At 64.8% G+C, this 25475-nt stretch carries 21 protein-coding genes; 15 read left to right on the forward strand and 6 right to left on the reverse strand.

Annotation, left to right across the window (positions count from 1 at the left end):
• Positions 1 to 7: 7 nt before the first annotated feature.
• Complete coding sequence (locus JAB8_RS03035) at positions 8 to 1957, forward strand: cytochrome c/FTR1 family iron permease (RefSeq protein ID WP_139142920.1); 1950 nt, start codon at positions 8 to 10, stop codon at positions 1955 to 1957.
• Between the two features lie 79 nt (positions 1958 to 2036).
• On the opposite strand, the gene JAB8_RS03040 is transcribed toward JAB8_RS03035, so the two are convergent.
• Entirely contained in the window at positions 2037 to 2405 is a 369-nt protein-coding gene (locus tag JAB8_RS03040; RefSeq protein WP_070288423.1) for a gamma-glutamylcyclotransferase family protein, read from the reverse strand.
• Between the two features lie 84 nt (positions 2406 to 2489).
• Here JAB8_RS03040 and JAB8_RS03045 point away from each other — a divergent pair, with 84 nt between their 5' ends.
• From JAB8_RS03045 to JAB8_RS03080, 8 genes are all read left to right on the forward strand, one after another.
• Complete coding sequence (locus JAB8_RS03045; protein ID WP_070288424.1) at positions 2490 to 3116, forward strand: TetR/AcrR family transcriptional regulator; 627 nt, start codon at positions 2490 to 2492, stop codon at positions 3114 to 3116.
• A gap of 91 nt (positions 3117 to 3207) precedes the next feature.
• Positions 3208 to 4014, forward strand: a complete 807-nt coding sequence (locus tag JAB8_RS03050) for an oxidoreductase (protein ID WP_070288425.1) — start codon at positions 3208 to 3210, stop codon at positions 4012 to 4014.
• 36 nt (positions 4015 to 4050) lie between these two features.
• A complete protein-coding gene (locus JAB8_RS03055; RefSeq protein WP_070288426.1) occupies positions 4051 to 5058 on the forward strand; it encodes an NADP-dependent oxidoreductase in 1008 nt (335 codons plus the stop codon).
• A gap of 124 nt (positions 5059 to 5182) precedes the next feature.
• Complete coding sequence (locus tag JAB8_RS03060; protein ID WP_070288427.1) at positions 5183 to 6340, forward strand: ABC transporter substrate-binding protein; 1158 nt, start codon at positions 5183 to 5185, stop codon at positions 6338 to 6340.
• Positions 6341 to 6377: 37 nt separating this feature from the next.
• Positions 6378 to 10028 carry a response regulator gene (locus JAB8_RS03065; RefSeq protein WP_070288428.1) on the forward strand — a complete coding sequence of 1217 codons (3651 nt, stop codon included), beginning with the start codon at positions 6378 to 6380 and terminating at the stop codon, positions 10026 to 10028.
• Positions 10025 to 12565 (forward strand): EAL domain-containing protein, encoded by a 2541-nt coding sequence (locus tag JAB8_RS03070; RefSeq protein WP_070288429.1) that lies wholly within the window; start codon positions 10025 to 10027, stop codon positions 12563 to 12565. The genes JAB8_RS03065 and JAB8_RS03070 overlap by 4 nt, the downstream gene beginning before the upstream one ends.
• A 19-nt stretch (positions 12566 to 12584) precedes the next feature.
• Positions 12585 to 12959, forward strand: coding sequence for a hypothetical protein (locus JAB8_RS03075; RefSeq protein ID WP_070288430.1), 375 nt, complete (start codon positions 12585 to 12587; stop codon positions 12957 to 12959).
• A gap of 63 nt (positions 12960 to 13022) precedes the next feature.
• Positions 13023 to 13670, forward strand: a complete 648-nt coding sequence (locus JAB8_RS03080; RefSeq protein ID WP_139142921.1) for a hypothetical protein — start codon at positions 13023 to 13025, stop codon at positions 13668 to 13670.
• A 9-nt stretch (positions 13671 to 13679) separates the two neighbouring features.
• Here the strand turns inward: JAB8_RS03080 and JAB8_RS03085 are convergent, their stop codons facing one another.
• The gene (locus JAB8_RS03085) at positions 13680 to 15185 is read right to left on the reverse strand and encodes an anion permease (RefSeq protein WP_070288432.1); all 1506 of its coding nucleotides are present in this window, start codon (positions 15183 to 15185) and stop codon (positions 13680 to 13682) included.
• Between the two features lie 288 nt (positions 15186 to 15473).
• On the opposite strand from JAB8_RS03085, the gene lodA reads away from it, so the two are divergent.
• From lodA to JAB8_RS03100, 3 genes are all read left to right on the forward strand, one after another.
• Positions 15474 to 17684: a CTQ-dependent lysine 6-oxidase LodA gene (gene lodA / locus JAB8_RS03090; RefSeq protein WP_070288433.1), complete on the forward strand. Its 2211-nt coding sequence runs from the start codon at positions 15474 to 15476 to the stop codon at positions 17682 to 17684.
• Between the two features lie 2 nt (positions 17685 to 17686).
• Entirely contained in the window at positions 17687 to 18784 is a 1098-nt protein-coding gene (locus JAB8_RS03095; protein ID WP_070288434.1) for a tryptophan 7-halogenase, read from the forward strand.
• Between the two features lie 245 nt (positions 18785 to 19029).
• Positions 19030 to 19803 (forward strand): ferredoxin--NADP reductase, encoded by a 774-nt coding sequence (locus JAB8_RS03100; RefSeq protein WP_070218815.1) that lies wholly within the window; start codon positions 19030 to 19032, stop codon positions 19801 to 19803.
• A gap of 79 nt (positions 19804 to 19882) precedes the next feature.
• On the opposite strand, the gene JAB8_RS03105 is transcribed toward JAB8_RS03100, so the two are convergent.
• Complete coding sequence (locus JAB8_RS03105) at positions 19883 to 21424, reverse strand: phosphoethanolamine transferase (RefSeq protein ID WP_254679438.1); 1542 nt, start codon at positions 21422 to 21424, stop codon at positions 19883 to 19885.
• Between the two features lie 315 nt (positions 21425 to 21739).
• On the opposite strand from JAB8_RS03105, the gene JAB8_RS03110 reads away from it, so the two are divergent.
• Entirely contained in the window at positions 21740 to 22321 is a 582-nt protein-coding gene (locus JAB8_RS03110) for a type 1 glutamine amidotransferase family protein (protein ID WP_070288436.1), read from the forward strand.
• On the opposite strand, the gene JAB8_RS03115 is transcribed toward JAB8_RS03110, so the two are convergent.
• From JAB8_RS03115 to JAB8_RS03125, 3 genes are all read right to left on the reverse strand, one after another.
• Complete coding sequence (locus tag JAB8_RS03115; RefSeq protein ID WP_217494181.1) at positions 22318 to 23796, reverse strand: serine hydrolase domain-containing protein; 1479 nt, start codon at positions 23794 to 23796, stop codon at positions 22318 to 22320. The two genes, JAB8_RS03110 and JAB8_RS03115, sit on opposite strands and share 4 nt — an antisense overlap.
• 85 nt (positions 23797 to 23881) lie before the next feature.
• Positions 23882 to 24211, reverse strand: a complete 330-nt coding sequence (locus JAB8_RS03120) for a hypothetical protein (protein ID WP_070288438.1) — start codon at positions 24209 to 24211, stop codon at positions 23882 to 23884.
• 7 nt (positions 24212 to 24218) lie between these two features.
• A complete protein-coding gene (locus JAB8_RS03125) occupies positions 24219 to 24593 on the reverse strand; it encodes a hypothetical protein (protein ID WP_070288554.1) in 375 nt (124 codons plus the stop codon).
• Positions 24594 to 24901: 308 nt separating this feature from the next.
• Between JAB8_RS03125 and JAB8_RS03130 the strand changes: the two genes are divergently transcribed.
• Positions 24902 to 25090: a hypothetical protein gene (locus JAB8_RS03130; RefSeq protein WP_070288439.1), complete on the forward strand. Its 189-nt coding sequence runs from the start codon at positions 24902 to 24904 to the stop codon at positions 25088 to 25090.
• A gap of 181 nt (positions 25091 to 25271) precedes the next feature.
• Complete coding sequence (locus JAB8_RS03135; protein ID WP_070288440.1) at positions 25272 to 25457, forward strand: hypothetical protein; 186 nt, start codon at positions 25272 to 25274, stop codon at positions 25455 to 25457.
• Positions 25458 to 25475 lie beyond the last annotated feature (18 nt).

Below are 25475 nucleotides of genomic sequence, written 5' to 3' on the forward strand. Positions count from 1 at the left end.
GAGAATCATGTTCACTTCTATCAAGAGATGGCTGGTCTGCTATCCGCTCGTGGCTGCCAGCCTCAGCCTGTTACTGGCCGGAGGCGCGCAGGCGCAGGCGGCCGATCCTGGCGCCGGCGCCAAGCAATTGTGGCAACTGATTGATTATGTTGCCGTCGATTACAGCGGCGCCGTCGAGCACGGCAAAGTGGTCAGCGAGGCGGAATACGCGGAGATGCTCGACTTTACCGACAACGCGACGACGCAGATCGCCGCCCTCCCCGCCCACGCCTCCAAGGCGGCCATCGCCGCCGCCATCGCCGACCTGCGCAAAGCCGTCGTGGCCAAGGCCGATGGCGCGGAAGTCAAGCGCCTGGCGCACCACGCGAACGGCTTGCTGATCGCCGCCTACCCGATACCCGTGGCGCCGAAAGTGCTGCCGAACCTGGCGCGCGGCGCGGCCCTGTATGCGGCCCAGTGCGCCTCTTGCCACGGCGTGGCCGGCGGCGGCGATGGTCCGCTGGCGGCCAGCCTGGAGCCGAAACCGATCGCCTTCACGGATGGCGAGCGGGCGCAGTCGCGCAGCCTGATGGCGCTGTACCAGGTCATTTCGCAGGGCGTGGCCGGCACCTCGATGGCCAGTTTCGGCCAGTTGTCCGAAAACGAGCGCTGGGACCTGGCCTTCTATATCGGCGGCATGTCGCACGATGCGGCGGCAAGCGCGCGCGGCGAAAAACTGTGGCAGGACGATCCGCGCAGCAAAAAACTGTACGCGGACCTGGCCGCCGTGACGACCGTGACACAGGAAGCGGCGGCCGCCAAGCTGGGCGCGGACGAAGCGCAAGCCTTGACGGCATACCTGCGCAGCCATCCGGACAAGGCCGAGGCGCACAAGCCTGCCGGCCTGGCCCTGTCGCGTATGCGCCTGGAAGAAAGCCTCGCCGCCATGCATGCGGGGGACCGCGCGGCCGCCACCCGCCTGGGCCTGTCCGCCTACCTGGACGGTTTCGAGCCGATCGAGCCGATGGTCGGCGCGCGCAACAAATCCCTGCTGCTGGCCGTGGAAAACGCCATGCTGGCCTACCGCTCCGCCGTTGCCAAGGGCACGGTGGCCGACGCCGAGGCGGCCGGCGACAAGCTGCAGCAACTGTTTTCCCACGTGGAAGCGGAACTGGGCGATGCCAAGGCCGATCCGATGACGACTTTTATCGGCGCCCTGACGATCCTGCTGCGCGAAGGCGTGGAAGCGCTGCTGATCGTGATCGGCATCATCGCCTTCCTGCGCAAGGCCAAGCGCAACGACGTGCTGCCTTACGTGCATGCGGGCTGGGCCAGCGCGCTGGTGGCGGGCGGCCTGACGTGGGTGGCGGCGACGTATTTGGTGACCATCAGCGGCGCCAGCCGTGAAGTGAGCGAGGGTCTCGGCTCCGTCTTCGCGGCCCTGGTCCTGCTCAGCGTGGGCTTGTGGATGCACCAGAAGAGCAGCGCCGGGCGCTGGCAGGAATATTTGCACGAGAAACTCACGGCGGCGATGACGCGGCGCTCGGCCTGGGGCCTGTTCGCCCTGGCCTTCATCGCCGTCTACCGCGAAGTGTTTGAAACCGTGCTGTTCTATTCCGCCCTGGCGGCGGACGGCAACGGCGGCGCCCTGCTGGGCGGCTTCCTGGTGGCCATCGTGCTGCTGGTCGTCATCGCCTGGGCCTTGCTGCGCACCAGCGCCCGCATGCCGATCGGCAAGTTCTTCTCGTGGACGTCGGCCTTCGTGGCCGTGCTGGCCGTGATTTTGATGGGCAAAGGCGTGGCCGCGCTGCAGGAAGCGGGCTGGGTCGGCGTGACCCCCGTCGATTTCATGCGCATCGACCTGCTGGGCATCCTGCCGACGGCGGAAACCCTGCTGGCGCAGGCGGCCATCGTGGCCATCATCATCGCCGGCTATGGCTGGAACCGCGTCTCCGCAGGCAAGCGCAAGCTGGCTTGACCATGCAATAGCCGGCATGGGCAAGCCGCCCGTGCCGGCACTTCCGCACTTTTCCCCCATTCACCTGTTGCCATGCCGCTCAAGGAGCGGCATCGCGCGCATCCACGTAGGCCCAGGCTTGCAGGCCCGACGCCAGGGTCACGCGTTCGCGCCGGTAGTCGGCCACCTCGTAGCCGTCCGCCTGCCGCAATTCCTCGGGCGAGACGGCCAGCACGGCGCCCGGCACGCTATCGGTCGCTGCGCCGCGCGAGGCGATCGGATGATGCGTCTTGCCGCTGGTCGCCACCACCTGCGCATCGTCGATGGCCAGCAGCGCCAGGCGGTAGCCGGGTAACTGGTCGGGCCGGCTGTCGAGCAGACGCCCGAAGGTGGCCAGTTGCACCCCGGGCTGCTGCAAGGTGCCGTAGGAAAACAGCTGTTCTGTCGTTGCCGCTGGAATAGTTGCCATCTGTTTCTCCTGGTCGCATGTCGATAGCGTGCATCGTAACGCCTTTTACCGGCACAGGCTCTGCACGGTTTTGAAAACTGCGATATGATGACCATCATGCAGAACTCATCCAACAAATCATCTGACAAGCAACTCTCGGCGCCAAGCCGCAAGGAAGCCACCCATGAACGCATCGTCGAGGTGGCCACGCGCGCCATCCGCCGCAGCGGCTATGCGGGCACGGGCGTGGCCGATATCATGAAGGAAGCGGGCCTGACGCACGGCGGCTTTTATGCGCACTTCGCCTCGCGCGACGCGCTGCTGGCCGAAGCGGGCGACCGCGCGGGCGCCGAAGCGGTGGCGCTGGCGGCCAGGGTGGCGGCCGCCGCCCCGCCCGGCCAGGCGCTGCAGGCGATGCTGGCCGCCTACTTGTCGCCCGAACACATCGCCGCCATCGAGGTCGGCTGCCCCGTCTCGGCGCTGGGTTCGGAAATGCCGCGCCAAGCGCCCGAGGTGCGGCGCACTGCCACCATCCACATCAAGGAAATGATCGACCTGTTCGCGCGCCAGCTGCCGAACTGGGGCCAGCCCGAAGCGCACGCGCAAGCCATGGCGACGGTGTGCGCCATGATCGGCACCACCATCATGGCGCGTGCCGTCGACGAACCGGCGCTGTCGGATGCCCTGTGCGCCGCCACCCTGGCGCAGTTCCAGGACACAAACCAGCCGTAACACCCATGGCCCGGGTCCGTCCCGGGCTTTTTTTCAAAAAACAATATGACGATCATCATATTCAACACTATCCACCACTGAAGGAACTGCCATGAAAAACAAGATTGCCCTGGTCACCGGCGCCTCGTCCGGCATCGGCGCGGCCACGGCCCAACGCCTGGCGCAGGCGGGCTACACGGTGTACGGCACCAGCCGTCGCGGCGCGCAAGCCGATGCGGTCGGCTACACGATGCTGGCGCTCGACGTCACCAGCGACGCGTCCGTCGCTGCCGCCGTGGCCGAGCTGATGCGGCGCGAAGGCCGCATCGACCTGCTGGTCAATAACGCCGGCTTCGGCGTGGCCCCGGCGGGCGCCGAGGAAAGCAGCGTGGCGCAGGCACAAGCCATCTTCGACACGAATTTCCATGGCGTCGTGCGCATGACCCTGGCCGTGCTGCCGCACATGCGGGCCCAGGGCGGCGGGCGCATCCTCAACATCGGTTCCGTCGTGGGCTTTTTGCCCATGCCCTACGGCGCGCTGTATTCTGCCACCAAGCACGCGATCGAGGGCTACACTGAATCGCTCGACCATGAAGTGCGCGGCTGGGGCATCCGCGCCAGCGTCATCGAACCGGCCTATACGAAAACCACGTTCGAAGCCAATCTGCTGGCGCCCGATACGCCGCTGTCCGCCTACCGGCAAGTGAGCGCGGCCGTCACAAGCCGGCTGCAAGCGCTGATGGCCGGCGCCGATGACCCTGGCGTCGTGGCCGATACCATCCTGGCGGCGGCCCAGGCAAGCGAGCCGACATTGCGCTACACGGCCGGGCCGCTGGCGGCGCGCTTGCGCCTGATGCGCCGTTTCCTGCCCGCCGCGCTGATGGACGCCGGCTTGCGCAAGGATCTGCGCCTGGCCTGAACGCCAGCATTTTTTCCCGCATTCAGAGAGAACATCATGCAAGCATTGCAACTTAAAAAATACGGCGGCCTCGATCACGTGGCGTTTGCGGAACTGCCCTGCCCCACGCCCGGCCCCGGCGAACTGCTGGTGCGGGTGCACGCCGTCGGCCTGAACCCCATCGATAACCTGATTCCCAGGGGCTACTTCAAGCCGATATTAAAACTGCGCTTGCCGGCCACCCTGGGCAGCGACCTGGCCGGCGTGGTGATGGAAGTCGGCAGCGGCGTCACGCGCTTCAAGGTCGGCGACGCCGTGTATGCGAGCATTTTCGACACGCCGCACGGCAGCCTGGCCGAATTTGCCGTCGTGCCGGAACAGGCGGCCGCCCTGAAACCGGCCAGCCTCGATTTCGTGCAGGCGGCGTCGATCCCCATGGTGGGCTTGACGGCGTGGCAAGCCATGCACGAGCGCATGCAGCTGCGGCCGGGTCAGAAAGTGTTCATCCCGGCCGGTTCCGGCGGCATCGGCACGTTCGCCATCCAGCTGGCCCGGCACTTGGGCGCCCGCGTGGGCACAACCACCAGCACGGCGAACGTGGAACTGGTGCGCAGCCTGGGGGCCGATGAGGTGGTCGACTATAAACAACAGCCGTTCGAGGACGTGCTGCGCGATTACGACGCCGTGCTGGGCACGGTGCGCGGCGACGGGCTGGAAAAAGCCTTGCGCGTCGTCAAGCCCGGCAGCCGCGTCGTCTCGCTGGTCGGCCCGCCGGATGCGGCCTTTGCCCGCGCGCGCGGCATGCACGCGGTGCTGAAACTGGTGTTCGGTTTACTCAGCCGCAAGATCATCAGCCTGGCACGGCGGCGCGGCGCCAGCTATGCCTTTCACTTCGTGCGTCCCGACGGCGGCCAGCTGGCGCAGATCGCCGCCCTGCTTGAGGCGGGCACCATCCGCCCCGTCATCGACCAGGTGTTTCCTTTTCTTCAAGCCAAACAGGCGCTGGCCTACCTGGCGCAGGGACGCGCACGGGGCAAGGTGGTGGTGCAGCTGACCGTGCCTTGAACGAGCTGCGCCGCAACGGCTTCGGGCGCCGTGACTATGTGTGAGTTTTTTGTTGGCAATTTCCTCCATACTCGTTGTCAACCCCATGCCTATTGATACCGGTCAATCTCCATAAAGGTAGCTCATGCGCTTTTTCCCGGAATGCTGCTGGCTCGCTCTCACCCTCGCGGCCGGCGTAGTCCATGCCGCCGAACCGGGCGTCACCGATACGCACATCCGTCTGGGCATGGTCAATGCGCAAACGGGCGCGGCCTCGGGGCTGGGGCAGGCCATGCTCGACGGCGCAACGGCCGTGTTCCAGGAAGCGAACCGCAGCGGCGGCATCCACGGCCGCAGCATCGAGCTGGTGGTGGCCGACGATGGCTACGATCCGGACCGCGCCATCAGCGAGACGCTCAGGCTGGTCGAGGAAAAACAGGTATTCGCCCTGTTCGGCAACGTGGGCACGCCCACCACCAACGCCGTCATCCCGATTGTGCAGGAAATGAAGGTGCCGCTGGTGGGCGCGTTTACGGGCGCGATGACCTTGCGCCGCCCCGTGGTGCATGAAATCATCAACTTTCGCGCCAGTTACGACGATGAGTCCGATGCCCTGGTGCAGTACTTCGCCAGCCGGGGCATCAAGCGCTTTGGCGTGCTGTACCAGGACGACGGTTTCGGCAATGCCGTGCTCGACGGCACCGTGCGCGCGCTGCAGCGGCGCGGCATGGAACTCGTTGCCAAGGGATCGTTCCAGCGCGGCACGACGGCCGTCAAGGCGGGCCTGGCGGCCCTGATCGGCCACGACCTGCAAGCGGTGATCATGGCCGGCCCCTACACGCCGGTGGCCGCATTCGTGCGCGAGGCGGGCCAGGCCGGGCTGAAGGCGGCCTTGGCCACGGTATCGTTTGTCGGTACCGACAGCCTGCTGCAGCTGCTGGGCACGGAAGGCAACAACATTGTGATTTCGCAAGTGGTGCCCTTGCCGGAAGACCGCCAGTTGCCGATCGCCGCCGACTGCGCCGCCCTGCTGGCCCGGCACGTGCCGGCGGCCAGGCTGTCTTTCGTCAGTTTCGAAGGCTGCATCTCGGCCACCCTGATGGTGGCGGCGCTGCGCCGCACGGGCGCCGACCTCACGCGCGAGCGCCTGATCCGCAGTTTCGAAACGTTCGACCGGCTCGATCTGGGCGGCATGCTGGTAACGCTGCGGCCGGACAATCACCAGGCGTCGACGGCCGTTTTCCTGACCCGCATCGCCGACGGCAGGATCGTTCCGGCGGATATGGCGCCTGGCGCGAAGTGATGCGCGCCCATTTTTGCGGCCCGCCCTGGAGCCTGGCATGAAAATCAGGACCAAGCTGATCATCAGTACCACCGTCCTGCTGGCCGGCGTGGCGGCCATGGCGGCGGCCGGCCTGCTGCTGGTGAAAGGCATCGAAACCCATGTCCACGGCTTGACCGACGAGACGGTGCCGCTGTACACGGACGTGTTGCGCCTGCGTTATACCGTGCAGGACATGGCGTCGGACTTTTTCGAGCTGGGCAAGGCGGAAGACCTGGCGCAGCTGGAGCAGGTATCGAACAAGATCGGCGCCAATATCGAGGCCGCCGAGAGCATCAGCGACGATTTGCGGCGCCATGGCGAATCGCAGGCGCCCCGCTACCACGCGGCCTTCGAACGGGAATTCCAGCGCATGCGCGTCGCCGTGCGCAAGCGCCTGGAAAACGAGGCCTATTACAAGGCTCAGGCAACGGAGATGCGGCAAGTGCTGGCGCAGATCAAGGCCGCCGCCAAGGGCGCGCGCAGCAAGATCCGCGTCGTCGACAGCCAGGCCCAGGCCACGGCCGCCGAAGTGCAGCTGCAAAGCCAGCGCCTGAACCAGAATGCCCGCTACCTGACCGACCTGCGCAAGAGCATCCACGACATGCAGATTGCGCTGGCCGAAACGGAAGCCGTGAAGAACCGTTTCCGCATCGCTCCCCTGCGCGAGCGGCTGACGGCGGCCGTCGCGCACCTGGCGGGAACCAGCGAGCGCGACATCAGCCCCGCCCAGCAGACGCTACGGGCGACCCTGCTGGCCACGGCGCGCCAGATGCTCGATCCCGCCGCCGGCTTGCTGGCCCTGCGCGCCGGCCTGCTGGCCGAGGGCGGCGCCAGCGCGGCGCAGCAGGCGCAATATGCGGCGCTCAAGGAACAGACCAGCACCGCCCTGGCCGCTGCCCACCTGCGCCTGGCCGAGGAGCTCGATCCCATCGAACTGCAGCTGGCCATCGGACGCGCCCGGATGGCCGAGGCCGGCCGCTACATGCGCACCTCGGCCCGCATCGAGGATGCCAGCGGTGAAATCAACCTTGCCGTCGACGCCATCAGCATCGACGTGGGCGAAGTCATGCTCGCCACGGCCGCCGCCGACGTCACCCGGCTGGGCCAGGATATCGCCCGGCGCATCAGCGCCCTGCACCGCGACATGGCCACCATGCAGGCCCTACAGCAAAGCATAGGCCAGCTGGGCTTGCTGGCCGAAACGAGGGTCGTCAACACCTACCTGGACGCCGTGGAGCGCTCGGGACAGCGGCTGGTGCAGGCCAAGGGCAGCGTGCTGGACAGCCAGACGGCGCTGGGCGAGGTCATCGACCATGTGCGCGCCTTCGAGCGCGAACAGGCCGCCTATTCCGCGCAGCAAGTGGCGCGCATCACGGGGCAGCAGCAGGATGCGGTGGCCAAGGTGCGCGACGGCGTGCGGCATGCCTTCGTGCTGATCCTCGGCATCGCGCTGGTGCTGCTGTTGGCCTGCGTGATCATCACGGGCCTGATCAGTGCATCGATCGCCAGGCCGCTGGCGCGTTTGTCCTACGCGATTGCGCATATCCGCGACGGCAAGGCGCTGTCGGTGCGCGTGGCGCAGCACGGCAGCGATGAACTGGGGCAGCTGATCACGGGCTTCAACGGCATGCTCGAGCACGTCGAACAGCGCGACCTGGCGCTGACGCAGGCCAAGGCCGAGGCCGACGCCGCCAACCGCGCCAAATCGGAATTCCTTGCCAAGATGAGCCACGAGATCCGCACGCCGATGAATGGCGTGCTGGGCATGACGGAATTGCTGCAACGCACGGAACTGAGCCCCAAGCAGCAGCGTTTCGTGCACACGGTGCACCGTTCGGGCGAAAGTCTGCTCAGCATCATCGACGATATCCTCGACTTTTCCAAGATCGAGGCGGGCAAGCTGGTGCTCGAACACATCCCCTTCGACCTGCGCCAGGTGATCGACGACGTGGTGGCGCTGTTTGCCAACGGCATCCAGCGCAAGGCCATCGAATTTACCTGCCGCGTTGCCTCCGACGTGCCGCAGCACGTGCGCGGCGACCCCGTGCGCCTGCGCCAGATCCTCACCAACCTGCTCAATAACGCCACCAAGTTCACGGAACGGGGCGAAATTTCCGTCGATGTCAGCTGTCCCGCTGCCGGCCAGATCCGCCTGGAAGTGCGCGACACGGGCATCGGCATGGCACCGGAAGCGGCGGCGGCCGTCTTCCAGCCGTTCCGCCAGGCCGACAGCACCACGTCGCGCAAATACGGCGGCACGGGCCTGGGCCTGGCCATCATCAAGCAGCTGGCGGAAATGATGGGCGGCAACATTGTGCTCCAATCCGTGGCGGGACAGGGTTCCAGCTTTGCCGTGACCGTCGTCGTCGGCGAGGTGGCGCCCGAGGATGCGCCGGCGGCGCCGCCGCCGCGCGTGTCGCTCAATGCCTTGAACGTGCTGATCGTGGACGACAACGCCACCAACCGCAGTATCCTGCTGCAGCACGCGATCGAGTGGCAGATGGCTGCCGCCAGCGCCGCCGACGGCGCCGAAGCGCTGGACCTGCTGCAAGGGGCGCTGCGTAGCGGGCGCCCGTTCGACCTGGCAATCATCGACATGCGCATGCCCGTCATGGATGGCGCCGAGCTGGTGCGGGCGATCAAGGGCGACGCGCGCATGGCGGCGCTGAAAATCATCATGCTCAGTTCGATCGACGCCTCGGCCGATTTGCGCCAGGTGACGGCGCTGGGCGTGGAATACTGCCTGACCAAGCCCGTGCGGGCGCTGGAATTGCGCCACTGCATCGAGGCCGTCGGCGGCTTCGGCACCCTGGCGCCAGCGACGGCTGCCCTGCCCGCTCCGCCCGATACGGCGGCCCCGGCCGCAAGCCAGGCGCCGCTGCGCATGCTGCTGGTGGAAGACAACGCGATCAACCAGGAAATCGCCCTGGCCATGCTGGAAGACACGGGCTACGAGGCCACGCCGGCCGACAACGGGCGGCGCGCGCTGGCCCTGTGGGAACGCTATCCGTTCGATGTGATCCTGATGGATTGCCAGATGCCGGAAATGGACGGCTTCGAAGCGACGCGGCGCCTGCGCCGCATGGAAGCCCAGCAAGGCCGCAGCCGCACGCCCATCATTGCCCTGACGGCCAACGCCATCCTGGGCGACCGCGAACTGTGCCTGGAGGCGGGCATGGATGACTACCTCGCCAAGCCGTATACGCGCGCCGCCCTGCTGGCCATGCTGGCCCGCTGGCGCCCGCCGGCGGCAGCGGAGACGGCGGCGGAAGCCGTCCCGGCGCAGGCTGCCCCGGCGGCGCCGGCTGAAACAAGCTCCATCCTCGACGCGGCCGCCCTGCAAAACCTGCGCGCCATGCGGCGTCCCGGCCGTCCCGACGTGCTCGGCCGCATCATCGATTTGTTTTACAGCGATGCCCCGCGCCTGCTGGGCCAGCTGGAAGTGGCGGCCGGGGCCAGCGACGCCGCGGCGCTGCAGCTGGCGGCGCACACGCTCAAGTCCAGCTGCGCCAACGTGGGCGCGCTGGGCTTGTCGGCCACCTGCCGTGAAATCGAACAATATGCGCGCGGCAATGACGTCGGCAGCGCGCTGCAGCATATCCGCGGCATCCAGCAAGAACTCGACCGTGTCCTCGCCGCCCTGGCCATTGAGAAGGAAACCCCATGAATACAGCACAGCCCCCGCAAGCACTGGTCCTGGTGGTCGATGACGACACCATGACGCGCATCCTCGTGACGGAAGCGCTGGAGCCGGAAGGCTTCCGCATCGAGGAAGCGGCCAGCGGCCTGGAAGCGCTGGCCGCCTTCCAGCGCGGCGTGCCCGACCTGATCCTGCTCGACGTCGCCATGCCCGGCATGAGCGGCTTCGAATGCTGCGCCCAGCTGCGCCGGCTGCCCGGCGGCGCGCATGTGCCCATCGTCGTACTGACCGGCAACGACGACGATGACTCCATCAAGCAGGCACTGGAAGCGGGCGCCAGCGATTTCATTTCCAAGCCGATGCAATGGCGGCTGCTGGCGCACCGCTTGCGCTACCTGCTGCGGGCCAGCAGCGCGCTCACCGAGCTGAGCCGTATCCAGGAAAGCCTCAGCCACGCGCAGGCGCTGGCCCGCCTCGGCAACTGGGAATACCGGGGCACCGGCGGCGACGGCTACTGGTCGCCGGAACTGCTGCGCATCCTGGGCCTGGAGGCCGATTCCGGCCCCACCAGCTTTGACCGTTTGCTGCAATGCCTGCCCGAAGACCAGCGGCCCCTGCTGCTCGATGCCTTCATGGAACTGCATGCCAACGGCACCAGCTACAGCCTGGAGCACAAGGTGCGGCAGCCCGATGGCGGCGAGTGCATCGTCTTTCACCAGGCCGAAGCCGTGCGCGAAGGTCATCAGGTGCTGCTGATGCGCGGTACCGTGCAGGACATCACGGAACGCAAGCTGCAGCAAAGGCGCATCGAATACCTGGCCAACCACGATGCGCTGACCGACTTGCCCAACCGCCAGTTGCTGAACGACCGCATCGGCCAGGCCATCGCCCACGCCCGCCGCACCCGTTTGCACCTGGCGACCCTGATGCTGGACCTCGACCGTTTCAAGTTCGTCAACGACAGCTATGGCCACCCCGTGGGCGATGCGCTGCTGCAGGAAGTGGCCCGCCGGCTCAAGCTGGCCGTGCGCGAAGGCGACACCGTGGCCCGCCAGGGCGGCGACGAATTCGTCGTCCTGCTGACGGACCTGCCCGACATCGGGACGGCCGAAGAGATCGTGAAAAAAGTGCTCGAGCTGTTCGCCGATCCGGTCGTGCTGGGCGAACATACCTTGCACGTCAGCACCAGCATCGGCGCCAGCGTCTTTCCCTCCGACGGCGACAGCGCCGACATGCTGCTCAAGACGGCCGACGCGGCCCTCTACAGCGCCAAGGACAAGGGCCGCAATGGCTGCCAGTTCTACAACCACAAGATGGGCGTGCTGGTGGAAGAGCGGGCCGAAATCGAACACGCGCTGCACCAGGCGCTGGCGCTGGGCGAGCTGGAATTGCATTACCAGCCCAAGGTCGACCTCACCAGCGGCAAGATTTATGGCATGGAAGCCCTGCTGCGCTGGCGCCGCGACGGCATCGGGCTGGTGCCGCCGGACCGCTTCATTCCCCTCGCCGAGGAAACGGGCATGATCGTGCCCATCGGCGAATGGGTGCTGCGCACGGCCTGCGCGCAGCTGGGCGTCTGGCATGCCTACGGCTTTACGCACCTGACGATGGCCGTCAACGTGTCGGCACGCCAGTTCCGCCAGGTCGACATGCCGGAACTGGTGCGCGCAGTGCTGGACGACAGCGGCCTGCCGGCGCATTGCCTGGAACTGGAGCTGACGGAGAGCGTGCTGATGCAGAACCGCGACCTCGTGGTGCGGGCGCTGGAGCAGCTGAAGGAAATCGGCGTCACCCTGTCGCTGGACGACTTCGGCACCGGCTATTCCAGCCTGTCCTATCTGAAGCAATTCCCCATCGACGTGGTCAAGATCGACCAATCGTTCATCCGCGACGTGACCGACAGCGTGGATGGCGCTTCGCTGACCCGCTCCATCATCGCCATGGCCAAGTCCCTGCACCTGACCACGGTGGCCGAGGGCGTGGAAACGGAGGGTCAATTGGGTTTTCTCAATACTAACCGCTGCGACGCCATGCAAGGCTATTACTTCAGCCGCCCCCTGCCCGGCGCCGAGATGGATCTGATGCTGCATGCAGGTACCCATTTGCCGCCCGAGAGCTGCCATGCCGTGGCGCCCCAGCGCGTGCTGCTGCTGGTGGACGACGAGGAGCATATCCTGTCCGCCCTGCGCCGCTCGCTGCGCAAGGAAGGCTACCAGATACTCAGCACCACCAATCCGCAGGAAGCGCTGGAACTGGTCGCCTCGCACGCGGTGGGCGTGATCCTCACGGATGCGCGCATGCCGGGCATGTCGGGCAACGAACTATTGCGCCGCATCAAGGGCGTCTATCCCGAGATCGTGCGCGTGATGCTGTCCGGCTACCCTGAATTGCATTCGGTCACGGCGGCCATCAACGAAGGCTCGGTGTACAAATTCATCACCAAGCCGTGGGACGAAACCCTGCTGAAAGACCACTTGCTGGAAGCCTTCCAGCGTTTCGAATCGGGCGTGCAGCGGCCGCCGCGGGGGCCCCATGGCATCGAGATCAGCAACCGCGCCGCCTAGCGCGCCGCCAGGAGCCGACATGCAGGAGCAGCTGTTCTTCGAAGGCTTGCGCGCCCTGGCCGAAGCGGCCTTTCCCAAGCACTGCGCCTGCTGCGGGCGCGTCTTCGCCACGGCGCACGAGTTCATCGGGCAGACACGGGCGATGCGCCAGGATGTCTCGGGGCTCAAGCAAAGTTTCGATGACAACAACGTGGCCATCGTCGAGGTCTACCGCAATTGCCTGTGCGGCTCGACCCTGATGGATTTCTTTTCGGACCGGCGCGACAGGTCCGAACCATCGCTGCGGCGGCGCCAGCTGTTTGAGCGCCTGCTACCGCTGCTGCAGGAAAAAGGCATGGAACGGGCCGCGGCGCGCGACTATCTGCTGCAAGTCGTGCGCGGCCAGTTGCCGTGACGGCGGTGCTTGCATATATGATGCCGCCTGCACACACAAACAGGGAAAGGCAGGCGGCGGAGAATGACAACGATCACTGGGCGATTGCAGGAAGCGGGCTTCGATGCGGCACAGGCCGATGCCCTGGCGCAGGATATTAAACAGAAGAAATATGGTCCCTTGCTGCAGCAGTTGCTGCTGCGCGGCCTGTGGGCCGATGTCGTCGATGACAGCTTGCCGCGGCCCCAGTGGCTGGAACGCTGGCGCGCGTTGGGCGAGTCGGGCTTTCCCTTCATCAACACCCCTGCCCTGCAGCGGCTGCTGGACGCGGGTATCGACGTGCACGACCTGACCGACGTCGTGCGATCCGCGCAGGTGTTGACGATCTACAATATTGCCCAGCTGATCGACGAACCCTGCCGCGACCTGGGCTACGACCTGGAAGAAACGCCGGACCTGGCGCTGGCGGCCGTCGATGAGGGCGGCGCCCTGCACCGTTACGGCAGCCTGCACGACGCGCTGGAAGAACTCGACCCGGCGGGCCGCCACGGCCAGCCCCGCACGCTGGAACTGCGCCAGTTCGGCGGCTTGCCGGCAGCGCAGCAGGAAGAACTCCGGGACTTGCTGGCGAAAAAAGCCTGGTCGCAGGCGGCCGTCCTGTGGAAGCGCGCCGTGGGCGGCGAACTGGCGCACTGCCTGTCGGCCATGCGGCAGCTGGCGCGCCAGCTGTAGCAACTGGTATTACCAGTAGCCGAGCAACTTCCACCACGTCGTGCCGACGACGGCAAAGATCAGCAGTTCCACCACGCACATGATGAAGCCGACCCGCCACCAGTTGCCCATCGTCACGAAGCCGCTGCCGAAGATGATGGGCGAGGTACCCGTCGCGTAGTGGGTCAGGGTCATCATGATGGCCGAGCCGGCCGTCATCATCAGCATGAACGGCACGTGGTATTCGGCGGGAATCAGGTGCAGGCCCACCGTCAGGAAGGCCAGCAGCATGGCGCTGATGTGGGCCGTCGTGCTGGCAAAGAAGTAATGCGAAAAGACAAACACCAGCACGAGGACGCCGGCGATCGGCAGCCAGTCCATGCCGCTGGCGACGATGGCCGCCTTCATGCCGGCCGAGAACCAGGCGATCACGCCCGTCTTGTTCAGCTGCTCGGCCATCATGACCAGGGCGCCAAACCACACCAGAGTGTCCCAGGCGCTCTTTTCCGACAGCACGTCGTCCCAGTCGATGGTGCCGGTAATGATCAGCACGAACAAGCCGACAAAGGCAACGACCGTCGCATCGAGCGAAAAGGCGGGGCCGAACAGCATGGCGGGCACGTTGGCCCACAGCAGCAGCAAGAGGGCGAAGGTGCCCAGCATGACTTTTTCCGGCGGCGACAGCGGGCCCATGCCTTTCAATTGCGCCTTGGCGTAGGTGACGGCGTCGGGCGTGGCTTTCAGTTCCGGCGGCGACAGCCAATAGATGATCAAAGGCATCACCAGCAGGCAGACCAGGCCCGGCAGCAGCATGCACAGGGCCCAGGTGGTCCACGTCAGGTGGAAACTCTGGCCGCTGGCCTTGGCGACGAAATCGACCACGAGCGGGTTCGGCGCCGTGGCCGTCAGGAACATGGCCGACGTGATCGGGTTGGCATGGTAGTTGACGAGGGCCAGATACGTGCCCACCTTCTTTTCCGTGCCCTTGGCCGGGTCCGAATCGAAGGCGTTGGCGATCGATTTCATGACGGGGTGGACGATGCCGCCGCCGCGTGCCGTGTTACTGGGCGTAAATGGCGCCAGCACCAGTTCGCAAATCGCCAGGCCATAGCCGATGCCCATGGTGCGCTTGCCCAGCAAGGAAATGAACAGCAGGCCGATGCGGCTGCCCAGCCCCGTCTTCTTCAGGCCGCGCGATATCAGAATCGCCACGACGATCAGCCAGATCAGAGGATTCGAGAAACTGCTGAGCGCATCCGTGATGGCGCCCTTGGACGAAGTCGACGTCACCTGCGACAAGGAAACAATGACGATGGCCATCATCGCCATCACGCCGATCGGCATGACTTTTAATATGATCGCCAGTATCGTGGTGAGGAAGATCGCCACCAGGCCCCAAGCCTTGGGCGTCAAGCCTTCGGGCGCCGGCAGCAATAGCATGCCGACAAGCAAGGCGGTGCAGATCAGGGCGGGGACAAGGCGGAATGGGACGGCTTCCTTGAAATGCAGGAACAGGTCGCGCACTGTTTTATACATCATGATTTCCTTTACTGGACAGGCATCCGGACGGGCAGTGGCGCCCGCTCGGCTTGTGATAATTCTTTTTAGCAACATCATACAAGCTCATACGCAACCGCCCCGCTCCATTACGCGTGCGCGTGCCAGGAAATTCCCGAATCGTTGACTTGAGCGCTATCACAGGAGCGGAATATATTGACGGCCAGTGACAATGGGTGACTTTTTTGGCAATTTTTCTCTGTATCTTTCCCCGTAGCTGCCGCCAGATATGCCACCAGGATTGCCAACCTTTCAGGGGAAAACTTGATGAATAGCACGGAACAGTATTCGATCCACCCATCCATCGGCATCGCCCGCGTGGGCAACAGCCATGATTCGTTCTATCTGGCGCCGGAAACCATCGGCGGGCTGCCGGTCGAAGCGGACGGCAACAACGATCCGCTGCTGGCCGATGGCAAGCCGGTCCACGTTGCCCAGTTCAAGGATGCGGCCGGCCGCGTGCGGCGCCAGGCGGCCAGTTTCCGCATCTACAAGTCCGTGGCGGGACGTCCCGGGGAAAAAGTCCTGGTCGACCTGCAAGACCCGAGCATTGCCAAAATCGAGTGGACAGTGCACGTGGCTAACAAGAAGGCGGCCTGGTGGAACTTCATCCCCCTGCTGGGCGACCTGATGTTTGGCCCGTACAACAGCTATGAAACCTGGGAAAATACGCCGCCCGCCTGGAACCTCACGCCCACGTCCTGGACCAATCTGCGCAACAGCGACGTCACGGGAGAGGCGGCACGGCAAAAACTGATCGTCGATCCGGGACCGCGCACCCTCGACGCGCCGCTGGGCAAGGCCCAGTTCGACAAGGACGGCGCCGGTTCCTATGCGCACGTGTCCTTCCCCGATCCGCAAGCCATCACGCAAGGCTATCCGGTGCGCACCCTGGGCGAAATGCGCACGGATTCGCGCGGCAACTTGCTGGTGATCGGCGCCTATGGCCGCGCCGGCGGCTCGGAAAGCATCACGGGCTTCGGCGGCGGCGATACGTGGAATGACGACGTGGCCGACGGCCCCGTCAGCGCAACCATCCATTTCAAGGATGGCAGCCCCTCCGTGGAGCTGAAAGCCTGGGTGGTCATCGGCTCGCCGAAGTTCGCGCCAGAACTGGTGAATATTTCCACCTGGGATGACGTCGTGGCCGACATGGCCATCAAATACAAGAACGCGCTGCCCGAGGCCTACGATGCGGCCCGCTGGAGCGGCAGCGATGGCTGGAACCCCGACTATGTCGTCAATTACGCGCAGGACATTCAGCCATTCCTCGCCAGGATAGGCGATTACCAGTGGGTGGCAACGGTGCCGTCGATGACGGCCTTCATCCGCCCCGCCTTCGACGTGGCCGATGCCTCGGAAGCAAACCGGCCCCAGCGGGAGAAATTCCTCAGTTACTTCAGGAAGCCATCGGCCATCCGGCCAGGGACAAAGGAACAGGTGCCGGGTTTTACCGGCGGCCAGGGCGGGCAATTGTTCAGCGCCGCCACCACGGACAATCCCGGCGCGGGCATACCGCTCGTGCCCCTGAATTCGGGCAGCAATTCCGTGCGCAACAACGTCATCAGCAAGTTTTCGGTATTGACGGATACACAATACTTTGCCTTGCAGCAATGGGCGGCCGGCAAATTCGCCCCCGACGCGCCGGGCCTGGCCTTACCGGGCATCGACCCGCTCGACCACGCGACCATCGGCAATTGCGTCGGCGAACCCATGTGCCCTGGCATCGAAGTGACGTGGAGCGTGCGCAACCCCATCATCTATGAAAAACCGTACGCCATCCTGCACCGCGTGGATGCCGACTACGCCAAAAACGGCCTCTCGCCGGGCCGCGACGAATGCGAACCGCTGGACTGGAACGATCCGACCGTCGGCACCGGCTGCGAACCGGGCGACCTGACCAAGCGCATGGCGATTCCATGGCAAGCCGACTTCTATGACTGCTCCGTACAGATGATCAACTTCGACAATCCGGATATCGTCAAGAATCCCGATACGATGATCCCCGTGCCGCCCACCTACTACGCCTACTGGTGGCCGCCGCAAAGCCCGTGGAACGTCATCAATGGCGCCACAACCAAGGAAGAACAGGCGCTCGCCGGCGTGCCGGCCGGCATGCAGGTGATGTACAGCCGCGGCATGAACAGTTTTTCGCAGATGATCAGCTCCTGGCACTACCTGGGTTTCATCGTGAACCAGAACGAGGATGCCGAATCGGGCCGCCAGTACCCGTACTTTGTGGAAAAGGAGCGCAATCACGCGAAATTCGTGGCTGCCAGCGTGGGGGTCGGCAATGCCAGCAGTTTCATCACGGGCGACGATGCCAACTACCTGCCCGCGTGGTTCCTCAAGGACGAGGATCCGCAGACGGCGCCCGAGAAGGCCTCGCAGCTGTTTGCCAGCGGCGGCGCGCAAGTGGCCCTGCATGACACGCCGAAGAAAATCATGCCGGCCAACCGGCGCCGGTTTTCCCATTGAGCATGTCTTCATCGCCCGACTACGACGTCGTCATTGTCGGCGGCGGTGCCGCCGGCACGGCCGCCGCCCTGACCCTGGCCCGCTACACGGGCTTGCGCATCGCCTTGCTGGAAAAGCAGCTGTTCGACGATTACCGGGCCGGCGAAACGGTCTCGTCGTCCATCTTCTCGATGCTGGACTTTCTGGGCGTGGGCCGCGACCTGCTGGACGGCGCCCAGCTGCCCGCGTTTTCCCACGCGGCCGCCTGGGGCAGCGCGGAACTGATGTCGCGCGACGCCGTCTTCAGCAGCCATGGCCACGGCTTGCACCTGGACCGCCGGCATTACGACGCCATCCTGCTGGAGCAGGCGCGCCAGGCGGGCGTGGAGCTGTGGCGTCCCGCCCAACTGGTGCAGCTGGAACACGGCGACCCATGGCGCTTGCGCGTGGCGGCCGGCGGGCAGGAAGTGGACCTGACGGCCCGTTACCTGATCGATTGCAGCGGCAAGCAGGCGGCCATCGTGCGCCAGCGCAAGCGCCCCATCCACACGCAAGACGCGCTGGTGGCGCTGTACGCCTATTATCAGTTGCAAGAACCGCAATTCCTGCCCCACCGCACCCTGGTGGAAACGACGGAGCACGGCTGGTATTATGCGGCGCCCCTGCCCGGCGACCGCGTGGCGCTGGCCTTCATCACGGATGCCGACATCCTCAAGCGCCTGCGGCTGAAGGAGGAAGCGCCCTGGCGCGATGCCGCCATGGGCACGCGGCATGTGCGCGATATCATGCCGCGCCTGCCCGCGCCGAATGCCCTGCGCCACTATGCGATCCACAGCCGCGTGGCATCGCTGCCGGCGGACGACAACTGGACGGCGGCGGGCGACGCGGCCGCCTGCTTCGACCCCATCTCCTCACTGGGCATCGGTCAGGCCATGGCGTCGGGCATCCATGCGGCGCGGGTGGCGGAAGCCTGCCTGGCGGGCGACCGGGGCATGGCGGCGGGCTACCGGCGCAGCGTCTTCGCCTCGTTTGAAACCTATCTGCAGATGCGGCGCGGCTTCTACGGCGCCGAACAGCGCTGGCCGGAGGCGCCATTCTGGCAGCGCCGGGCCGCGTCCTGATGCCGCCGGCGAAAAACTGAGCCAGGTCAAGAGACCGCATGCCCACCGCCCGTTTCCGGGCGAATTTCAGCCCCGCCTTGCCATTCGCACTATAATGTCGGCACCGCGTGCGGCAGCATTGGCGGCGATAGACGGTAACAATTTCGTGTGGAGGCCAGTACAATAGCGTCTGGGCCTACACAGGGTTTCACTTTTGCCAGCAGTTGCCAGCAACTAACCATTTTTTTGACCAGCCAACAAATACTATGAGTTCGATGAATGAAGAGCGCGTTTTAAGCGTGCACCACTGGACGGATACCCTGTTCTCCTTTACCACCACGCGCGACCCGTCGCTGCGTTTCTCGAATGGCCACTTCACCATGATCGGCCTGCGCGTTGACGGCAAGCCATTGCTGCGCGCCTACAGTATCGCCAGCGCCAATTACGAAGACCACCTGGAATTTTTCAGCATCAAGGTGCCGGGCGGCCCATTGACGTCGCGTCTGCAGCACTTGCAAGTGGGCGACACCGTCATCGTCGGCCGCAAGCCGACGGGCACCCTGGTGTCCGACTACCTGCTGCCGGGCAAGCGCCTGTACATGCTGTCGACGGGCACGGGCCTGGCGCCTTTCCTCAGCATCGTGCGCGATCCGGACATCTACGAACGCTTCGACGAATTGATCCTCGTGCACGGCGTGCGCCAGGTCGACGAACTGGCTTACCACGACTTGCTGGAAGAACATCTGCCGAAGCATGAGTTCCTGGGCGAAATGGTCAGCGACAAGCTGCGCTACTACCCGACCGTGACGCGCGAAGACTTCCGCAACATGGGCCGCATCACGGAACTGATCGAGAACGGCAAGCTGGCCAAAGACCTGGGCGTGCCGGAACTCAATCCTGCCGAAGACCGCGTGATGATTTGCGGCAGCTCCGAGATGCTGCGCGACCTGAAAGACATGCTGGAAGCGCGTGGCTTCAAGGAAGGCAATACCTCGACGCCTGGCGACTTCGTTGTCGAGCGCGCGTTCGCCGAAAAGTAATCGAGGGCAAATCCGCAGCAAATTCAGGGGCCCGGCCCCGCCGCTTCCCGCGGCGGCGCCGGGCCTTTTCATTGCAGGCTCAACGGGCCAGCACTGGACCGCGCTGGTATTGCAAACCATTCATGAAGCGCTGCACGGGCGTAAAGGCACTGCTGAGGATATCGTCATGCGCGGCGTAATAGCGCGTCTCGATCTTCAGCAGGCCCAGCACGGTCGCATCGAGCTTGTCCGTCTGATACGGCCGGCTTTCCAGCGCGGCGCGCGCGGCCGTCGACTGCGGCGCTTGCTGGTTATCCCAGATCAACATGGGGATTTCATAGCCGCTCTTGTCCGACGCGGAATGGCCCGCGTGATTGCGGCTGTAGCCCACTTCCTGCCCATGGTCGGAGACGAACAGCAAGGAGGCGGCCCGGCCGGTCTTGGCCGTTTCCGCCATGCCGATCAGGGTGCCCAGCACGTAATCGCCATAGCGGATGGCGTTATCGTATTCGTCGCGCTGGTTGCGTATCCAGCTGGACCTGCCCTGGCTGGCCATCTGCGCGCTGACGGCGTCCTGTGCCCGGTCGAAATGGGCGAAGCGGCTGGGATAGCGCATGTCATAGCTGGGATGCGCGCCCAGCAAGTGCACGACGATGAGCTTTTTCGGCGCCGCGTCGCGCAGCGCGTGGGCGAATGGCTGGAACAGGTTGCCGTCAAAATTGTTTTCTCCACGACCGGTGCCGTAGTTGATGAAGTCGCTTTCATCGGCCTCGCCCGCCAGCAGCCCGATCCAGCCATCGTTACGCGTCTGGTTCGAAACCCAGAACGTCTTGTAGCCGGCCGCCTCGGCCAGCATCAGCAGATTCGGCTTGGCCATCCACGCATCGGGGTTGCCGATATCGGCCGGCGTGAGCATGGTCATCATCGATTCCACCGTGCTGGACGCGGGCGAAATCACATCGTTAAAAACCAGCAGCTTCGCGCGCATGGCGTCGAGCCGGGGCGTGGTCGCGCGCGGATAGCCGTACAGCGACATCGAGGCGCGGTTGGTGCTCTCGCCGATCACCAGGATGACGGTGCGCGCCTCCTCGCCCGCATAGCGCACATTCCAGTCGCGCGGCGCGGCCATGGCCGCCGTCAGCGCATGCTGCATCGATTTCATCGCGTCCAGCTGCGCGCTGTACTGCTGGTAGCGCAGCGGCCAGAACAGGGCCGGATTTTCGCGCCGCATGGTGGTATTGACGTGCAGCAGCACGAGAAACACGGCCATACCGGCGGCAAAGGCTTTGTGCGGCCAGCCCGGCGCGGTACCGGCGCGCGACGCCTGCCAGCGCTGCAGCTGGTGGTCGGCCAGCAGCACGGCCGCCGTCACGAGCACAAACCAGCCAGCCGCTTGCGCCAGGGCGACGCTGTTGTGCAGGAGAAATTCTCCCGTTTCCGCTTGATCTGTCGCAAACATGGCCTGCAAAACCGCATTCGGGTTCGGGCGCATGCCAAAATAGCCACGCAAGAAGCCTTTTACGGCGGCGTCCAGGTAAAACACGGGCACGACGACGCGCACCAGCACGGTGATCGCGCCGGAACTGCCACGCCATGCGTGCAGCACGCCGCCCACGCCCAGCAGGAAGGCCGCCAGCAACACGCTCAATTTCAGACATTCATTCGCGCTTAACTGATCGAAGAGGAAGAAAACCAGCAGGCCAGCAATGCTGAACAGGACACGGCAAAACAGAATCAGCATGGAGGCGATGGAGAGTAAGCATTGAACAAGGACAAGCCCGCGCGGACGGGCAAGCGATTGTAGCGCAGTCTGTTGCAACTTGTACCATCGTTTCCTGCGCGCTGCTGATTCACGCATGCTACTGACAGAAATTGTCAGTGCTTTTTATTATGATTTCGGCACCAGCTGGCCAGCCAGCCAGTACTATTGATATCTCCACCTGCGACAGGACTTTTCATGACACGTGCCATTACCATACTGACCGAAAACTTTGCCGATTGGGAAACCGCCCTGCTCAATTCCACGGCGCGCCTGTACTACGGTTTTTACACGCAGTTCGCCACGCCGGGCGGCTTGCCCGTCACATCGTCCGGCGGCATGCTGGTCACGCCGCAGCTGGCGCTGGAAGATATCGTGCTCGAGGAACTCGATTTGCTGATGGTGTGCGGCGGCAGCCACTGGCAAAGCGGCAAGGCGCCCGACCTGGGCCCGTTGCTGCGCGCGGCGCGCGACAAGGGCGTGGTGCTGGCCGGCATTTGCGACGGCACGCGCGTGCTGGCGCAGGCGGGCGTGCTTGACACCGTGCGCCATACGTCCAACAGCGCGGGCAACTTGCTGGAAACGGGCTATGCGGGCGCCGCCCTGTACCAGGACGTACCGTGGGCCGTTGCCGACCAGCGCATCATCACGGCGCCCGGCACGGCGCCCGTCACCTTCACCAAGGAAGTCTTGCGCGCCCTGGGCATCGCCGACGACAACCTGACGGCCTACCTGGCCATGCATGGGTCCGAGCACGGCCAGGCCGCGGCGGCGCGCTAATCCGGGGAAAGCACGCGCAAACGCGCCACGGCGTGCGTGTTGCCCGGGTCCAGCTCCAGCGAACGGCGGTAATGCGTGACGGCCAGCGCCGTGGCGCCATCGGCCTCGTACGCTTCGGCCAGGCTGTCGTGGCCATTCGCCCCTTGCGGATACAGCTGCACACCCAGCTGGAAGACGGCGACCGCCTGTTTCGGCTGCTGCCGGCCCAGCAAGCGATAGCCCCAGGCATTCAGGTCGTCGTCGGCGGGTGCGGGCAGCCCATGCTGGCGCCGGATGGCGGCCAGTTTCTGCTCCAGCCCTTCAAAGCCCGTGCCGGCCGCCTTGTTGCGCAATAGATGCGCGGCATACGCGCCGCCCCGCTGCTGGCGCAGTCCGGGAACATAAAAGCCGGCAATGGTATCGATCAGCTGTTCCGGCTGGCCGCCGGCCAGGTTGCTCAGGATAATGACGGCCAGGCCATCGTCGGGATACACATAGAAGGCCGAGCGGCCGCCGCCGATGCCGGCCACGGCGCGGTGGCCATCACGGCCGATGGTGGGCCAGCCCAGCGCCCACTGTGCCGGCTTGCCGTCGTTCAAACTGGTCGGCTGCCACAGCCGTTCCACACTGGCGGGCGCCAGCAAGCGCCCCGACTGCAGGGCGATGAGCCAGTTGGCCAGTTCGCCCGCATTGCTGTTGATGCCGGCCCCGGCGCGCATGAAGACGGGAAAGTCCTCGATCACGTTGCGGTAGCCGTTGCCGCCCCGGTCCAGCACGTAGGAACTGGCCTTGCCCACGACCACGTCCTTCGCATCGCCAAAGCCGCTGTGCGGCATGCCCGCCACGTCGAACTGCCGGTGCCGGATGAAGTCGGTAAAGGGCTGGCCGCTCTGGCGCTCGATCAATTGCGCCAGCAACACGTAATTGGTCTGGTTGTAGCGGTAGCGCTGGCCTGGCGGGGCTTCCACGGGCAGCGCCTGCACTGCGCTCCACGCCGCAGCGGCGTCGTCCGGTTGCGGCCCCACCAGCTTGCCGCTGCGCTGGTCGAGCACGTCGGGCAAGCCCGACGTATGGTTGAGCAATTGCGTCACCGTCACGGCTTGCCAGGCTGCAGGCAGCCCCGTCAGGTATTGGCCGATGGGCGCGGCCAGGTCGATCTTGCCCTCCTGCACCAGCTGCATCACGGCCACACCCGCAAACGCCTTGGTGGCCGAGTTGATGGAAAACAGGCTGGCGTCCGTCACGGGCAACTGATATTGCAGGCTGGCCAGGCCGAAATTGCGCTTCAGCACGACCTTGCCGTGCCGGATCACGGCCAGTTGCAGCCCGGGAATCTGGCGCTCCCGCATTTCGCTGCGCACAAAGGCGGCAATCTCCTGTTCCGCGCGCGATGCCTGCGATGAGTTGGCGGGGGCGGCAGTGGCGATCGAGGTGACGGGAGCTGCCACGGCGGCAAGCGCCATGACGAGCAGGACGGATGGGAGGCGTGGCTTCAAGATGCGGCTTTCGACAGTTGAAAACGGAACCGCAGCATCCCATACCTATTTGTCAACGTCAACGACAATCTTGCCGACTAGAAAGTTACTCTTCCAGCCACACATCTTCATACCCTTGCCGGTCGAGAATGAACTTGGCGCCGCTGGGCAAGGCCAGGTAATCGACCACCTGCGGCAGCATCTCGTGCAGGTGCTCCGCATGCAGGGCCTGGTAAAAGCCGCTGGCGTCGTCGTGTTCGCCGCAGTGGATGAACCAGCTGATGGTGCCGTTTTCCGGCAGCACGATGCGCGTGCCATAGATGGGCGACTGCGCCAGGCTGCCGATGGCCAGGGCCACCATGGGTTCGGGCGCCTGCGCCGGCAAGCCGAATTTGTCGCAGATGCGTTGCTGTGTTTCGCTGATCAGTTCAGTCATGGTGCTCTCAGGATCCGATGTAGCGGTAATGGAGGCGCAGCGCGCCATCGTGGCCGGACATTTCCAGGTGCAAAATCGCTTCACCGGGCTTGCCGTCGGCCAGCAACAGGCATTCCAGGCCCAGCGGGCCGTCGCCGGTGGCGTACACATCGACGCCGGGCCGGCCGCCCTTGCCCGGCACAAAGGCGTGCGCCAGCGGCGTCAGGGACAGCGCCTCGCTGGCCGCAAAGTAGCTGTCGAGCATGTCGACGATCTCCGCGGCCACGGCCGGCGACAGACCCCAGTCGCGTTGCAGCGCAACAGGATCGCGCCCGTTCAGCGTCTGCACGAACGCTGCGGCCTGCGCGTACGCCAGCTCTCGCAGGCTGTCAGTAACTGTCATTTCCATATAGCGACTCCTGCCTTCTCCATTCAACAGGCGCCATTATAGTGCGTGGCCGGGCGCATAGGCGATCCGTTTGCCATCCATAATCAAACGGCTTGCCGCTCATTTAAAACACCGCCCTTATTATTTATCGCACTGCAATAACATAAATGGCCGGCGTGATATTTGGTGAGTATCTCGGACATATAATCGCGAATACGGTTGATTTCCAATTGACGCTTATTTATTCCGGCGCTAATATCGAACGGCCATATACCATGGCACACAGCGCAAGCCGTACTTAACCATCACAAGAGGATAGTACAATGCAAAACCAATCCAAATTGTTCGCATTCAAACTGGCTGAAAAACAAGTTCAAAAACAGGCGGCGCCCGCCACCGTCTGGAAAGTGCGCGACGGCGTCGCCGTGGCCGGCTGCACCGCCGTCGGCACCAATGATCAATATCGCGACTCTTCGCGTCTCAAGCCGAACGACAGCGGCCAGTATTGCTGATTTCCGGCACGCCATAACCCCGCCCGGCGCGGGGTTGCATATATTCCCCATATTCAAACCGGCGCCGTGCGGCGCGGATTTTCCGCGCGCAATGAATATATGAACCCCTCTCAATTGGAGATGCCATTCTTTAAAGCAGTTATCGGTAAAAATCGAAACATAACCATTAACAGAGGATCTCATGCACGATAAAACCAAGCTGTTCGCATTCAAACTGGCGGAAAAAAAGGAAGAGGAAAAACCGGCGCGTCCTGCGCCCTGGAAAGTGCGCGACGGTGTCGCCGTGGCCGGCTGCACGGCGGTCGACAGCGAGGAACAATACCGCTATTCGCGCGTCGGCTCGAGTGACGGCGGAGAATTCTGCTGATCGCTGCGCCAACTGAAA

The sequence above is a fragment of the Janthinobacterium sp. HH106 genome (genome assembly GCF_001758725.1).
GTDB lineage: Bacteria > Pseudomonadota > Gammaproteobacteria > Burkholderiales > Burkholderiaceae_D > Janthinobacterium.